The organism is Lacicoccus kunmingensis DSM 17847 (assembly GCF_059568765.1).
The window spans coordinates 16,580-32,293 of the sequence record NZ_JCANUC010000002.1 but is presented as its reverse complement, the minus strand read 5'-3'; the positions used below and the strand labels follow the sequence as shown (position 1 = coordinate 32,293).

At 41.2% G+C, this 15,714-nt stretch carries 14 protein-coding genes and 1 pseudogene; 10 read left to right on the top strand and 5 right to left on the bottom strand.

Annotated elements, in window-relative coordinates:
- The first annotated feature begins 127 nt into the window (after positions 1-127).
- Both BO48_RS02565 and BO48_RS02560 read left to right on the top strand, forming a co-directional pair.
- Positions 128-312: pseudogene (locus BO48_RS02565) on the top strand (helix-turn-helix transcriptional regulator).
- A 30-nt stretch (positions 313-342) separates the two neighbouring features.
- Positions 343-828, top strand: a complete 486-nt coding sequence (locus BO48_RS02560) for a hypothetical protein (protein WP_496365874.1) — start codon at positions 343-345, stop codon at positions 826-828.
- A 49-nt stretch (positions 829-877) separates the two neighbouring features.
- On the opposite strand, the gene BO48_RS02555 is transcribed toward BO48_RS02560, so the two are convergent.
- Together BO48_RS02555 and BO48_RS02550 are read right to left on the bottom strand one after the other, a co-directional pair.
- On the bottom strand, positions 878-1,111 hold the full coding sequence (locus tag BO48_RS02555; RefSeq protein ID WP_496365873.1) for a glutaredoxin family protein: 234 nt from the start codon (positions 1,109-1,111) through the stop codon (positions 878-880).
- Between the two features lie 20 nt (positions 1,112-1,131).
- The gene (locus tag BO48_RS02550; protein WP_496366144.1) at positions 1,132-1,959 is read right to left on the bottom strand and encodes an SDR family NAD(P)-dependent oxidoreductase; all 828 of its coding nucleotides are present in this window, start codon (positions 1,957-1,959) and stop codon (positions 1,132-1,134) included.
- Between the two features lie 200 nt (positions 1,960-2,159).
- Here BO48_RS02550 and BO48_RS02545 point away from each other — a divergent pair, with 200 nt between their 5' ends.
- On the top strand, positions 2,160-3,344 hold the full coding sequence (locus BO48_RS02545; protein ID WP_496365872.1) for an NAD(P)/FAD-dependent oxidoreductase: 1,185 nt from the start codon (positions 2,160-2,162) through the stop codon (positions 3,342-3,344).
- 332 nt (positions 3,345-3,676) lie between these two features.
- Here the strand turns inward: BO48_RS02545 and BO48_RS02540 are convergent, their stop codons facing one another.
- From BO48_RS02540 to BO48_RS02530, 3 genes are all read right to left on the bottom strand, one after another.
- Positions 3,677-4,456 (bottom strand): acetoin reductase, encoded by a 780-nt coding sequence (locus tag BO48_RS02540; protein ID WP_496365871.1) that lies wholly within the window; start codon positions 4,454-4,456, stop codon positions 3,677-3,679.
- Between the two features lie 114 nt (positions 4,457-4,570).
- On the bottom strand, positions 4,571-6,049 hold the full coding sequence (mqo, locus tag BO48_RS02535) for a malate dehydrogenase (quinone) (protein WP_496365869.1): 1,479 nt from the start codon (positions 6,047-6,049) through the stop codon (positions 4,571-4,573).
- Positions 6,050-6,264: 215 nt separating this feature from the next.
- On the bottom strand, positions 6,265-7,236 hold the full coding sequence (locus BO48_RS02530; protein ID WP_496365868.1) for a periplasmic substrate-binding domain-containing protein: 972 nt from the start codon (positions 7,234-7,236) through the stop codon (positions 6,265-6,267).
- Positions 7,237-7,397: 161 nt separating this feature from the next.
- Between BO48_RS02530 and BO48_RS02525 the strand changes: the two genes are divergently transcribed.
- The 7 genes from BO48_RS02525 (at position 7,398) to BO48_RS02495 (ending at position 15,680) form a co-directional block, all read left to right on the top strand.
- Positions 7,398-8,522 (top strand): MFS transporter, encoded by a 1,125-nt coding sequence (locus tag BO48_RS02525; protein ID WP_496366143.1) that lies wholly within the window; start codon positions 7,398-7,400, stop codon positions 8,520-8,522.
- 30 nt (positions 8,523-8,552) lie between these two features.
- Complete coding sequence (locus BO48_RS02520; RefSeq protein WP_496365867.1) at positions 8,553-8,735, top strand: hypothetical protein; 183 nt, start codon at positions 8,553-8,555, stop codon at positions 8,733-8,735.
- A 361-nt stretch (positions 8,736-9,096) separates the two neighbouring features.
- A complete protein-coding gene (locus BO48_RS02515) occupies positions 9,097-10,656 on the top strand; it encodes a flotillin family protein (RefSeq protein ID WP_496365866.1) in 1,560 nt (519 codons plus the stop codon).
- Between the two features lie 115 nt (positions 10,657-10,771).
- Positions 10,772-11,869 (top strand): glycerol dehydrogenase, encoded by a 1,098-nt coding sequence (locus BO48_RS02510; protein ID WP_496365865.1) that lies wholly within the window; start codon positions 10,772-10,774, stop codon positions 11,867-11,869.
- 121 nt (positions 11,870-11,990) lie between these two features.
- On the top strand, positions 11,991-13,058 hold the full coding sequence (locus tag BO48_RS02505; RefSeq protein WP_496365864.1) for a C45 family autoproteolytic acyltransferase/hydrolase: 1,068 nt from the start codon (positions 11,991-11,993) through the stop codon (positions 13,056-13,058).
- Positions 13,059-13,077: 19 nt separating this feature from the next.
- Positions 13,078-13,893, top strand: coding sequence for an amidohydrolase family protein (locus BO48_RS02500; RefSeq protein ID WP_496365863.1), 816 nt, complete (start codon positions 13,078-13,080; stop codon positions 13,891-13,893).
- A 140-nt stretch (positions 13,894-14,033) separates the two neighbouring features.
- On the top strand, positions 14,034-15,680 hold the full coding sequence (locus BO48_RS02495) for an alpha-keto acid decarboxylase family protein (protein ID WP_496365862.1): 1,647 nt from the start codon (positions 14,034-14,036) through the stop codon (positions 15,678-15,680).
- Positions 15,681-15,714: the final 34 nt, after the last annotated feature.

Below are 15,714 nucleotides of genomic sequence, written 5' to 3'. Positions count from 1 at the left end.
CATAATGAAAGCAAAGCCTCGAACCCCTGACCTATGGAAATTTAAGTCAGGGGTTTAATTTTATACAATATTAAATATTTATTATACAGAAACTGAAAGAGGTGGTTTTGTGGCCAAAAATTTAAAGATGAAAAGTGCACGGGTGTCCCGTGACTTTACACAAAAACACTGGCCGATGAAATTGGTGTGAGCAGACAAACAATCAACCTGATAGAAAAAGGGGAATATAATCCATCTCTTTCGTTATGTATTAAAATATGTAAATCTCTTGATTGCACATTGGATGATTTGTTTTGGGAAGAATCAAATTAAACAAAGGCGGGGTATTTATGGAAAAACTCATTGGCAGATTTGTGGGTGATGAGAGTCAGGCAGTCATATGGAAGAGCAGCTGTTATCACTTTATTTATGATGTGGATCTATATGGTTGTTAGAGTGTTACTCGTTTCAATGGGGATATGGGAAGTAAATTTCATTCAAAATGATTTTTATTTCATGTTGATCACTTTCATTATATTTACCGCAATTGCTGAATGGAAAGAGACGGATGATTTAAACTATTCACCCTTGTTAAGAAAAGAGCTGCCGCATAAAGATGGACGATTTGGGGGCAGATTAGTCATTTATATACCAGAGGCAGCCATAGCGGCAGCTTTTATTACACTGATGGAATTCTTAGTGAAGAATTTAATTGCCCTCAGTTTCACTTTTGATTTGTTGGAGATAGTCAGTACATTCATTGCTTTCATGATAATAATGATTTTTGTGAATGTAGTCATTGGTGAAATACGCATTAGAAAATACCGTACTGCGCTGGAAGATGATTAAATTTAAATGAGCAAATCTACGCTGAATAGATTTGCTCCTTTTTAATATATTAGTACAACGCCTGAATGACTTCCTCCGGCTTGAAACCTGAAATCACTTTGCCTTTGATAATTGTCTGCGGTACGGTGAATTTTCCAGTTTTGGCGATAAGCTGCACTAGAGACACCGGATTGATATCAATATTAATTTCTTTATAAGGCTCGTCCATTGAATTTAAAAGATCTTTTGCCATGTTGCATACCGGGCAGGTCGCTGATGTATATATCATTGTTTTCTGTGACATTAGTGTTTCCTCTTTTCATTTTATCTTTCCATGAATGTATTTAGATTCAGTTCAATCATTGTATCTTTTATGAGCTGTTTTCTTACATAATAACTTTTCCCATGCGGTTTCAATGGAATATCTTTCCCGGCATGCATGTAGTGTCCGGCATATTTTTCTTCGTTGCGGACAGCGAGTACTGTTGATTCTGCACCTTCTGCCGGTGTCTGAAAAAATGGAGTGAGGATTCCGTAGACTAATCTGCCGATCATTTCATTTTTCGGTGTCTTTCCAAGATTTGTTGAAACTGCACCGGGGTGGACTGCTGTGACATGTAAGCCCGCATCACTGTACTGTTCATGCAGTTCCTGCATGAAATAGAGTGTGGCAAGTTTGGAACGGCCGTACAGATTCATCGGATTGCCTCTCCCTGTAAAGTAATGTTGGCCAAGCGTTGAGAATGCATAAGCATTGGAAGAAACGATGATAATCTGTTTCGTCTCACTCCTCATCACCAGATTGAACAGATGGTGGGTGAGGAGATAGTGACCGATATAGTTGGTCCCCATCATCATTTCAAAACCATCATCTGTCATCTTTTTAGACAGAGAAACGACGCCGGCATTATTAACCAGACAGTCGATCTTGTCGTACTTCAGTTGAATGGTGTCCGCAGCGGTCTGTACACTGTCAAGGCTCGACAGGTCGCACGCCACAATATCTATATTGATATTATTATGATTTTTAAGCAGTTCCTCTTTTAACTTTTCAGCTTTTTCAATATTTCTCGCAAGCAGGAAAATATCATCAAAATCATCCGCAAACTGTTGTGCCGTTGCTTTGCCGATGCCGGAAGTCGCACCTGTAATCGCCAGTGTTCCCTGTTTTCATTGAAAATCTCCTTCAAAATGTACATGGTTTTATTCAATCAATTATAGCACGCCGTAAAGGGTCATCAATTCAGCTTTGCTCAATAAAGGGCTGATGTCTGTTTTATTGAATACAACCACTGGATTTCGGGTATTTAAAAGTATGAGAAACGCATGGAAGATAATATGGAGGTGTAAAGATGAAGACACATTTTCGCCTGATTGTTCTTGGCGGCGGTGCGGGTGGCATTTCAACCGCAAGCCGCATACTGAGCAAAAAGAAAGAGTTGAAAAATGAGGTGCTCATTATAGAGCCGGGTGATTATCACTTTTTCCAGCCGGGCTGGCCATTGGTTGGAAGTGGAGAAGTGAACCTGGAGGCTACGAAGAAAGAGACGGAAAAGGTCATACCAAAAGGTGCAAGATGGATGAAAGCATTTGTCGACTCAGTCGATCCGGTCAAACGTGAAGTGAAGGCGGGCGGTAAGGTTGTCAGTTATGATTTCATGATTGTCGCACTCGGCCTTGAACTGGATTATGAAGCGATCAAGGGAGCGAAGGCATCCCTCGGTAAAAATGGAGTATGTACAAACTACCTTTATAATTTTGTGGAATATACGCATGAATCCCTGAAAAATACAACCGAAGGCAACATTCTGGTGACAAAGCCGCAATCGCTTATAAAAGGCGGGGTCTCGGCGGAGAACTCATTGTTTACGATGGATAACTTCATTAAGAAACATGACCGTCATGCAGACCTGGTTTTCAGAACCGGACGTCCGGAAATATTCGAAGTTAAAAAATACAGTGACAGCCTGATTGAGCAGCTTGAAGCTAAAAATATCGATTATAAATTGAATGAGGAACTGATTGAAGTGCGAGGTGAGGAGAAAGAAGCGGTATTTAAAAATCATCACACCGGCGAAACGCATACAGTACCATTCGAAATGATGATTATCACGCCGCCGATGCATGGTCCAAGTGCGTTAAAAGGGTCAGGACTGCTGGATGATGAAGGCTGGGTGGATGTCGATAAACACACAATGATGCATAAGACTTATACGACAGTATTTTCACTCGGTGATGCTTCAAATCTGCCGACTGTGAAGATGGGCGGTGCAGTCAGGCAGCAGCTGCCGATCCTTGTCGAAAATCTTATCCAGCGTATGGATGATGAAGATCCAACGCATATATACGAAGGGAAGACTGCCTGTCCAATCGCAACCGAATACGGTGAATTGATCCTGGCAGAGTTCGGTTACAATAAAATACCGAAAGAAACGACATTCCTTGACCAGTCTGATAATAAGAAACTCTTTTATCAGTTCAAGAAAAATATGCTGCCGATCATGTACTGGTACGGCATGCTGAACGGCAAGTCGTAATGGAGATCGAAAACGAAAAGATGATGCTGCTTTCATGCAGCATCACCTATTTATTATATTTTAATATTATATGGATACAATGGAATCAAAGTGATGACGCCGGCCATCGACAGTGTGCTTTCTAAAGAAAAAATGACGCCCTTGCGCGATCAACTGGATAAACATCGGTTTTGATTATGTGATTGAAATACTTAAGTAGAAATGGTGTGAAGTTGTTCTGACTTCAGATTGGCTAAATGGATAATATCATAATCAAAAGTTTTAAACTAACGGAATATAAAAACTCCCTTTCGAAAGTTAAGTATCGAAAGGGATAAAATTTAAATGTTGATTTATCTGTAGACCATACCGCCATCGGTCAAGATAGACTGTCCAGTAATATAACCTGCTTCTTCAGAAGCTAAGAACGCAACCAAGTTAGCTACATCATTTGGTTCCTGTGTACGTCCTAATGATATACCTGAAGCATACTGTTCTAATGCTTCACCTTTTTTAGTTCCTATTACTTCCATGAATTTTTCATCAAGGCGTTCCCACATTCCTGTTGCTGCAATACCAGGACAATATGCATTTACCGTGATATTCTCTTTTGCCAATTCTTTTGAAGCAACTTGAGTTAATCCACGAACTGCAAATTTTGATGCACTATAAGTTGCAAGGAAGTCGAACCCTTCGTGACCTGCAATACTTGCTGCATTAATAATAGTACCGCCATTTCCTTGCTCTTTTAATTGTTTAGCGGCAGCCTGTATCCCATAAAGTGTACCTTTAACATTTACATCCATCACAAAATCGAAATTATCAGCGTCGATTTCCGTCATTTGCTCAACTTCGCCCTCTACACCAGCATTGTTAATGTATGTGTCTAATTTACCGAATTTTTCCACAGCGTGTTTTATCAAAGCTTCGTGATCCTGTAATTTTGTAACATCTGCTACTAATGAGCTGACTTCGTAATCTTTATCTTTGAGTTCTTTTAAAGTTTTATTCAGAACTTCTTCATTAATATCACTGATGACTACTTTGAATCCTTTACTTCCCAATTTATCTGCAATACCTTTGCCGAGACCTTGTGCTGACCCAGTAACCACAGCGACTCTATCTTGTGCCATATATAATTACCTCCAAATAAAATTTATATTTAATAACTATATATCTCTACCCGGAGTATTATTATATAAACAATTGGAGTAAGCCATTAGGCTGTATATTTAGATTAAATATGATTACAGATTCAATTTCTTATTGCTGGATTCTCTGATTTCTTCCAGCAGCCTGCTGTCGTGGATTAAAGATTGTCCATAAGATGGAATCATTTCTTTCAGTTTATCATCCCACTTGTCTATATATTGGGAGAAGTTGTTCTCGATTACTTCAAGAGCGACGGATACAGAAACTGAAGCACCTGGTGATTCACCAAGCATCGCAATGACCGAGTCATCTTCTGAATGAACGATTTCTGTACCGAACTGGATGAATCCGCGTCCGTGTTCTTCAGTGTCTTTAATGACCTGTACACGCTTACCGGCAAGTTCAAGATCCCAGTCTTCGTCTTTTGCATCCGGTACGAATTTACGGAGTTCTTCCATCCGGTCTGATTTGTCCATCATCACCTGCTGGATGGAATATTGGATCAGCGGCAGGTTTTTGATGCCTGCAGAAGCAAGCGTCAAAATGTTATCCTTGTTCACTGATTTGAACAGGTCCGTATTTGAACCGTATTTCAGGAATTTCGGTCCGATTGCTGCGAACGGTCCAAATAGCAGACTGTCTTTTCCTTTAAGGTAGCGTCTGTCCAGGTGAGGGACCGTCATCGGCGGTGTGCCTTCGGGTTCTTTACCGTAAACTTTTACATCGTGACGGCTGACGACATCCGGGTTGTTACATACAAGGAATGCACCGGTAATCGGGAATCCGCCAAGGTTTTTGCTCTCGGGAATTTTAGTTTTTTGAAGCATCGGAATCGCATTTCCGCCCGCACCGACAATTATGTAATCGGTCACGTGGAATTCTCTGGCACCTGTTTCCAGGTTGTGCACTTCAACTTCCCATTTTGAGTTATCCAGTCTTCTGAAAGAAGCAACTTCATGATTAAAATGAATTTCTGCCGATTTATGTTCATCGATATTTTGAGCGAGTTTACGAGTCAGCTCACCGAAACTCACATCAGTGCCGCCTTCGAGCTTACTTGCAGCGATTGTTTCACCCGGCTCTCTGCCTTCCATCATCAAAGGAATCCATTCTTTAATTTGTTCCGGATCCTCCGAGTACTCCATGCCTTCAAACATTTTAAAAGTAGACATCGCTTCAAAACGCCTTTTCAGGAAGTTGACATTCTTTTCACCCTGCACAAAGCTGAGGTGGGGCAGCGGTTTTATAAATTCATCAGGATTATTAATCTGTCCTGATTCAACAAGGTAGCCCCAGAACTGTTTGGATACTTCAAACTGTTCATTGATGACTTTGGCTGTATCGATATTGATGGAACCGTCGGGCTGTTCAACCGTATAGTTGAGCTCACACAGTGCAGCATGTCCGGTACCTGCGTTATTTCTCTCATTGGAGCTTTCAATCGCAGGCTGGTCCAGTCTTTCAAATATTTTAATATTCCAATCAGGTTCTACATTTTTAATGAATGAAGCAAATGTTGTACTTAAAATGCCCGCTCCGATCAGGAGCACACTTTTTGAATTGTTTTTACTCATATTCAGTCCTTCTTTCTAAAAGATTTCACTTTGTTATTATCATACCAATATTCCTGTCTGATTCAAAAAGTTTTTTAATTTATTGTCTGATCAATGAATTTCATTTAAAAATGCGTCAATTATATTTATCTAGATGACTTAAATAGATTAGGTAATATAAAAATGAAGCTGGACAAATTAATCAGACCAGCTTCAAATATTGTTTAGTAATTGTTTTACGGTTGTTCAAGTATTAATTTTTTAAAATCGATCAGACCTGTCATTGTTATCTCTACATTTTTAAGTTGTGCACTTGGCATATAATAATAATGATATTCTCTCGAAGCGATTCTTGAGAGAATACATTGGCTTTCCAATTCCCCATACATTTCACTGACAAAACGATCTATTGCGTCCTCCTCAGGTCTTTTGGAAGTAGCTTGTAAAATGTCTTTGCTTAACATACCATGGAATCTTTTCTCCAAATGGTTAAAGAATATCAGTGATTGAAAGTTTTTATTCTCTAGCAAGAAAACCCCACCTATAAATATATCTATATCTTCAAGTCCATGCTCATCTTGAATATACAACTTAGTAACAGTGCATTTGTAACCTGAGTCTTCCAGTTGTTTTTTTAATTCGACTGCTTCTTTATAATAATCGGCAGTATCACGAATTGCCTGTACCCCAATATTCAAATTTTTTACTGAATCAGATTTTTTAATGGATTGTTTAGTTGTTGATATAAGGTGCTCGTCAAAATTAACCAGACGGTTGAAATCTATATTCTGCTTGATCACTTGACGTTCATTATAACTTAGGCGATAAGTGTTAAACAGTAAATATTTAAACCCGGGAGGATGAATTGTGACTTTTTTATATAACTGTCTATTCTTTTTGGGTTCTCTGACAATCGTATGAAATCTCTCATCTTCATTAAAAAATCCTTCTAATTCATCGAGCCAGGGTCTGTCACTGTGATATTGATTGAATTTTTGAAGATGTATTTTCTTTTGGTTCATATCTATTAATTTATATGGACCGCAGCCAGTCCAGTGAGTATCAGTATTTTTTGGCATTATACTGAATCTTGTATATGATAGTACGCCTTTAATGTATTCTATGGAATCCCTTGTTCTTATTATAAAAGTCTCATCATCGATAATTTCAAAGGAATAATTTTTGATTATATTAACTTCCTTCTCCACAGCAGAATTGAGAGACCATTCCACATCTTTGATGTCAGCTTTTTATTGTTATGGAATACAGCATCTGGCTTTAAATAAAACTTCCAGGCATGTTTTTCAATCTTTTCAGGAAGAATAAAAATTTCGTAATACTTTTACTAACATCTACAATCAAAGCGCTCATGGCTTCTTTTTTCGCATTCACCTTACCGATATTGATTTATGACATGACCACCTCCGTGCTTGCTATGAGTACCATGAGAGCAGTGGAATTTGTACCGAATTTAATCCTGGCTATTTTTATCGGAGTATATGTCGACCGTTTCAAGCGTAAGAACATGTTGATTATGGCAACTGTTGTGCAACTCGTTTGTATCACTGTAATTATCATATTGATTTATTTTAATTTGATTAATCTGATCCTATTATATGTACTTGCATTTTTGATATTTTCTACAAATTACATGAAGGGGAGTGCGAGTCATTCACTTTTGCCCAATGTTATAAATCTTCAGCAACTGAATGATGCAAATGCTAAATTTTCGTTTTACGGAACAATATGTGGAATTATAGGACCGAGTCTTGCTGGAATTATTTATGCCTTTTACGGTCCTGAAATGAATATTCTTATTTATCTGGCCGGTATATTTTTGACATTGATTTTTATGTTATTTCTCAAAGTGGAGGAGAGGGTGGAAAAGTCAGGTAAGAATATAAAAGGTGACATTGCGGATGGCTGGCATGCTCTGACAGAGAACAAAGATTTATGGAATCTTACAATTATTATTTTGCTAGTGAATTTAGGTTCAAGTATAACAGGCGCTGTTATGTTATTTTTCGCTTTGGATACGATAGAAATAACAGAAATTCAATTGGGTTATATTTTAACAGCAGCGTCCGTAGGTGCATTGGCTGGTGCCCAGTCTGTTAAATTACTGGATAGGATTTTTAAAAAGGGACATATTTTTATGCTCTCCTTTTTGATTTCTTTGTCGGTATACTTCTTGTTGTGGATGTCCTTTCATTGGATACTGTTACTTGTGGCTAATTTCTTTATCGGGATGTCAGTCATTTTGATCAATATACCATATTTATCTTTGAGGCAATCAACCACACCAAACCATCTTTTAGGGAGAGTAGCTGGGACATCTTCAATGATTATGAAACTATCAGTGCCTCTTGCCTATCTAATTACAGGCATAGTCGGTGAGATCGTGAATGTCCGCTATATGTTTGTCGTTACAATTGTTATTATTATGTTTGTAGTAGTTTACGCACTTAAAAATAAAATACACAAGATGAAGTAGCAAATTAATATATGAAAGATGGTGCGGCAATTGATTGAAATCAAAAGTTATGAAGGAAGATTGTCAGATGAAATAAACGAAGAATTGAGCAATGTACATAATCTCATTTTTAATGCGAAAGCTGATTTAAATGAAAAACTGATGGGTAAGGAATCTGTTCTCACTCTGATTGCTTATCAGGATTATGCAATCATAGGATATAAAATGGGTTAAGAAAAGGATGAGGGCACATTCTATAGTTGGCTGGGCGGGGTCAAAGATGAATACAGAAAGCAGGGCATTGCTCAAAAGCTGATGGACAAACAGATGGCAATAGTTAAGTCAAAAGGCTATCAAAAAGTCCAGACCAAAACTTATAACAAATGGAAATCAATGCTCATTTTAAATATCAAGAACGATTTTCAAATAGTGGATTGCTTTAAAGATTCAAATAATCTGAATGCAATCATACTTGAAAAATATATTTCTTAAAATATAAATAAAAATGCATGGAATACCTATAATTCATTGACTCACGAAGTGATTTATGGAAATCTTAGAGGAGAGTTCAATATAATAGAAGAGGGGTCTACATATGTTTGAAATTACAGGTACATTGCTTGTAATAATCGCGATCGTTGTGGTGCTCATCATTGGCGCGATCGGCTGGTATCTGTTCATGAAAGCAAGATACCGTACTGTGCCTTCCAACGAAGCGCTGATTGTTACAGGTCCGAATCTCGGTGACGAGACGAAAGAGACGAACATCTATAAGGATGATCAGGGACGTTACATGAAAGTCATCCGCGGCGGCGGTCACAGACTGAAATTGTTCCAGACGGGAACAAGAGTTTCACTTAAATCCTTCCAGCTGCAGATTTCAACGCCGAAAGTATACACACTTGAAGGTGTCGGCATTTACGGCCAGGCCGTGGCGACGGTTAAAGTGGCGGATGATCTAGACGGTATCGTCAAGTACGCAGAACAGTTCCTCGGTAAAGACCAGGATGATATCGAGCATGAAATTTCCGAAGTGCTGAACTCGAACCTTCGTGCGATCCTGTCCAAGATGACGGTCGAGCAGATTAATAAAGACCGGGAAAGCTTTAATGAGCAGGTCCGTGAAATTGCTCAGGACCAGTTGAACAGAATGGGCTTCAAGATCACTTCACTCGGCCTTTCAGACTTGAAAGACGATGAAAACTATCTTGAAAACCTTGGACGTCCGCAAATTGCGAGAGTCAAAAAAGCAGCTGAGATTGCAGAGTCTGAAAACAGACGTGAAACTGAAATCCAGCAGGCAAAAGACAACGAAGACATTTCCAACGAGCAATATAAGAGAGAAATGAATATTGCGGACAGCCGTAAGGAAAAAGATCTGAAAGATGCGAGAATACTTGCGGAAACAGAGAAAGAGAATGCTGCTGCAAGAGCTGCGGGACAGCTCGAAGAAGAAGAACGCCGTCTTGAAGTTGAAAGACAGCGTCTCGAAATCGTCGAACAGGAGAAGCAGAATGAATTGAAGCTTCGCCAGATGGAACGTGAAAATGACGTGGCACTCGAGAAGCAGCAGGTCGAAGTCAGAAGACAACAGGCTGAAGCCGACTACTATGCACAGACGAAAGATGCTGAAGCTAGAGCCGAATCCCGTATGGCTGAAGGTAAGGCTGAAGCTGAAGTCATCAGAGGGAAGAGTCTTGCAGAAGCTGAAGCGATTGAACGCCGTGCGAAAGCGATGGCTGAGCACAAAGATGTCATCATCCTGGAACAGCTGATTGAAATCATGCCTGAATTTGCTAGAGCAGTCAGCGATTCACTGAACAATGTTGAATCCATCCGTATCCTCGACGGCGGAAAAGGCGAGCAATTGAGCTCATTGCCGAATACTGTGACGGGCACGATGGCAAAACTTCAGGAAAGCATGGGCCAGATGACAGGTTTTGACCTCGAAGGATTCCTGAACAATCTATCCGCTACGACAGAAGCGAATTACACTGAAGTCGACTCGGATGACGGCGGTGAAGGCAACAAAGAAGCCACAGAACTAACAGAAACACCGGAACCGGAAATTGAAGAAACAGAAACGACAGATGAAACAGAAATCAAAGATCCGCCGGATGAACCATCCAGCGATGATTATTATAAGGACTACTAAAAGGATGACTCTTCGGAGTCATCTTTTTTACGTCTTTATACCCGGTGTATGTTTAAAGCTTCTGATTAAGGGGTAGACATTGGATGGACGATTTATAATATGGAGGTTTTTTAGAATGGCTAAATTTGTATTCCAATCACCGGGAAAATATATACAGGGCGCAGGCGTTCTGAATGAATTAGGTGAAGAGACTAAAAAGCTTGCTAAAAACCCTTTAGTCATATCAGACGAAATGGTCTGGTCAATTACTGAAGAAAAAATCACTGAAAGCTTTAAAGATGCAGATATAGATTTTGTATATGAAGAATTCAACGGCGAAGCTTCAGAAAATGAAATTAACAGATTGACGGAAAGCGGTCAGAAAAATGACTCGGATATCGTTATCGGCGTCGGCGGCGGTAAGACGCTGGATACGGTCAAAGCCATCGCGGATAACCTTGGCACACCGGTCATCATCGTACCGACGACGGCATCAACCGATGCACCGTCAAGTTCCTTGTCGGTCATCTATTCCGCCGAAGGTGAGTTTACGGGGTATAGATTTTACGATAAGAATCCAAACCTCATCATCATAGACTCGGAAGTTGTCGTCAATGCACCGGTCAAACTGTTCACTTCAGGGATCAGTGATGCGATGGCAACACTTGTCGAAGCAAAAGCCGTATTGAAGAGCAATGGAGAAAACATGGTCGGCGGCCAGCCGACACTTGCATCCGTTGCGATCGCTGAAAAATGTGAAGAGATACTGTTCAAACACGGACACTCCGCGCATAAAGCGGCAGCTAAAGGCATTGTGACCCCGCAGGTGGATGCAGTCATTGAAGCGAACACACTGCTATCAGGACTCGGATTCGAAAATGGCGGACTCGCAGCAGCGCACGCCATTCATAACGGCTTCACATCCTTATCAGGTGAAATCCACCATCTGTCACACGGTGAAAAAGTCGCTTACGGTACACTTATCCATCTCGTGCTTGAAAACAGTTCGGATGAAACATTAAGCCGTTATATCGATTTCTATAAGAGCATCGGTATGCCGACGACACTTAAAGAAATGCATCTCGAAGACACTAGCTTTGAAGACCTCGTCAAAGTCGGTGAACTCGCAACAGATCCGAATGACACGTTCGGCAATCTGAGCAGCAAGATCACATCTGAAGAGATCGCGAATGCGATTCTTGCAGTCAGTGAATTCAGTGAGGACAATGAATAACACTTAATAGAAAATGAAAAGCTCCGGTTCGCCGGGGCTTTTTTCATTCAAGCCGTTAATTTCACTTGATTTATAATATCACGTACACTGTCTATAGAGAAAACACGGGAGTGAACGGACAATGAAACAGTACTACAGCGACGTCATTCAGTTCAGAGGCCCGCATTACGACTTCGGATATTACCAGGGAGAGCTGCTTCGCGATTCACCGATACTTGAAAACCGCGAACGGCAGTGGAAGCCTAGAAAGCACCGTCACTTTATTATCGACCCTGATGAATTTCTCCGTGTCATGGGAGACATTGCACCGAAAATACTCGATGAAATCAAAGGTCTCTCCGATGCCCTGGAGATGGATGAGGAAGAAGCAATCCGCCAGTTCGGCGGTTATTATATGGAATATACGACGAGCGGCTGTTCGATATTCATGGATCCGGACTTCATGGTCAGAAATTATGACAGCCACCCGAAAGGGTACGAGGGCAGATACCTTTTCTATCAGCCGACAGACGGCGGATACTCGGTCATCGGCCCATCGATGCAGATTACCGGGCGCATAGATGGGATGAACGAAAAAGGGCTTGTGCTCGGTTACAACTTCACTCACAGCAAGAAATCGAATGACGGTTTCATCTGTAATATGATCGGCAGACTGGTCCTTGAAAACTGTGCCGATGTGGATGAAGCGATTAAGCTGCTCAAGAAAATTCCGCACAGGCATTCGTTCAGCTATCCGATACTGGATGCGGACGGTAGGTCATATGTCGTTGAAGCGTCGCCGAGAAATGTCGTTGCGAGAGCATCCAATGTATGCACGAATCACTTTCATATATTGAATGAAGAAAACCGGTACCGTCAGGAAGAGACCCGTCAGAGGGAAGAGACGATACTGACGGGGCAAAAGACTGCTCTGAACCCTTATGAATCGTATAAAGTGATGAGCAGTCCGGAACATGGTGTATTTTCAAATAAATACGATGCCTCGGCCGGAACGATCCACACATCCGTATACTTCCCGAAAGATTTGAAAGCGTGGATTACAATCGGACCGGGCCGGGAACCTGTCATATTCGACTTCGGAAAATGGCTTGCAGGAGAAGACGTTTTCGTCAAACAGATCAAAGGTGAATTGGACTTTGACCGGTCATTTGTAAATATGGAAGACGTATCACAGAAAGTGGGAGAATAATTTGATTATCGATTTCAAGATGAAACCCCCAATTCCACAATGGGAGCAACTGTTCAAAGCGGGACGAAAGCCCGTCACGAAAAAATTCAGCAATCTTCCGGACTTTGAACCGACAACTGCAGAGACTTATGAAGACGTCATTAAAGAGATGGATGACACAGGAATTACGAAAGCCGTTATCCTTGGGAGAAACAATTCACCCGGCAGTTCAAATGAGGAATTATATGAATTCCTTAAAAGTGATGATAATGACCGGTTTTACGGGTTTATCGGCATCGAAGACTTGACGGTGGAAGAAGCGGTCGAAACGATTGAAAAATACGGAGTGACAAATCTATTCAGCGGGGTCGCCGTTGCACCGACAAAGATTGAACCCCATACTCAAATAGATGACGAGAGGCTCAATCCGATATTTGACGCATGCATGAAATTTAATCTGCCATTTTGTATCACCTTGAGCATGCTGCTCACGTTGAATGACGATGAAGCGGATTATGACTATATCAACCCAAAACATCTTATTCCGGTTCTGCACAAATATCCGGAGATGAAAGTGATCGTTTCCCATGCAGGCTGGCCATTCATCCAGGAGGGCATTGCGGTCGCCATGCATTTCCGCAATCTATACTTGTGCCCGGACTTCTATATGGGCTTTCCTGGCGCAGAAGTACTCGCTGAAGCGGCGGATAAAGGACTGGGTGAGCAGATACTGTATGCCAGCTGTTACCCGAATGCGCCATATGATTACGCACTTGCACAATACCGCAAGTACTTTTCGGAAGAAGTGATGGACAATATCATGTACAAAAATGCAGAAGGTATATTGAACAAATAATTACAACAGAATCCAAATTTTAAAAATGCAGCCGTCAAACTGATTGATGGCTGCATTTCTATATGTAAATCACATTGATTAATACATCCGTTAATAGGGAAGATTAAAGTAACAAAACTGATTGAGGAGTGATAAAAAAGATGACTAGAACTGTTAGTGAATTTTTATTTGACAGCCTGAAAGCGGAGGGTGTCGATGACATTTTCGGTGTGCCCGGGGATTTCAATTTTTCTCTGCTGGATACATTGGAAGATTATGAGGATATGAACTTCATCGATAACCGTAACGAACTGAACGCAGGATATGCTGCCGATGCATACTCACAAGTAAAAGGCATGGCAGCAATGATTACGACATTCGGTGTCGGTGAGCTGAGCGCGAGCAATGCGGTCGCCGGTGCCTACAGTGAAAATATTCCGTTGATACACATTGCCGGTTCTCCGGATCTCAGCGACCAGAAGGAAGAAAAGAATGTGCATCATACACTGATGGACGGTAATTTTGAAGTGTTCAGACATATGTATGAACATATTACTGCCTACGCGGTTAAAATCACTGCAGATAACGCAGGTACGGAAATTCCAAAAACCATCCAAATTGCCAAAGAGACAAAGAAACCGGTCTATATGGATATTCCATTCGATGAGGCGACTAAGCCCGTCAGCGATGTTAAAAGAACACAAACAGAAGAGATCACTGACAGCAGCCGGTTGAATGAAGCAGTAGAGACAGCCAAGGAGCAGCTGGACAAAGCGGAAACTGCGGTCATGCTTGTTGACTTCAATGCAGTCCGTTACGGACTCGAAAAAGAAGTACAGGCACTTGCTGAAAAACTGAATGTACCGGTGGCACAGATGCTTCAGGGTAAAAGCGGTTTTGATGAACAGCATCCGCAGTATGTCGGAATGTACGGCGGCGCCTTCGGAGATGATCAAGTCCGCAGGACAGTCGAAGAAGCAGACTGTATCATTGCTGTCGGCATGTTGTGGTCCGACTTCAATCTGGCGAAGTACACAGCGGATTTGAATACCGGAAAAATGATTATCATCCACCCGCATTCGACAGTAATCGCGGATGAATCGTTTGAAAATGTCCATGCGGCAGACAGCCTGAACGCATTGATGGATGTGAATTACCGTGAAGACGGAGAAGTAGCGCAGTGGCCTTCCATCTATGACGATATTGCAGGAGAAGCGAATGAGATGCTTACTGCCGATTCATATTATCCGCGCTTTCAAAACATGTTGAAGCAGGATGATATATTGGTTGTCGATACCGGCACATTGTCTTACGGTATGAGTCAGGTAAAACTGCCTGAAAATGCGATGTTTTTGTCCCACGGTGCATGGCAGAGTATCGGCTACGGTACACCAGCCGCACTTGGTGCAGCAGCTGCAGCCCCTGAGCGCCGCGTCCTTTTATTCGTCGGGGAAGGTGCTTTCCAGTTTACAGTACAGGAACTGAGCTCCATCATTGAAAAAGGATACAAGCCGGTTATATTCCTATTGAACAACCAGGGGTATACAATTGAAAGGTATTTGAACACAGAACGCCCTTATGCAGACTATAATGATATCCCTGCGTGGGATTATATGGCTCTTACTGATGGACTGGCTGGTTCAAAAGAGGTATTTAAAGCCCAGTCACGCACGAATAGCGAACTGGACGAAGCCATTAAAAATGCAGAAGAGTTTGACGGAGCGAGTCTCATTGAACTCATCGTCACCGATCCGATGGACGCGCCGCTGTATCTGCATAAATTAAGGGAATATGAAAAAGACGACTAAATACAAAAATTAAAAAGCACTTCCATAATAAAAT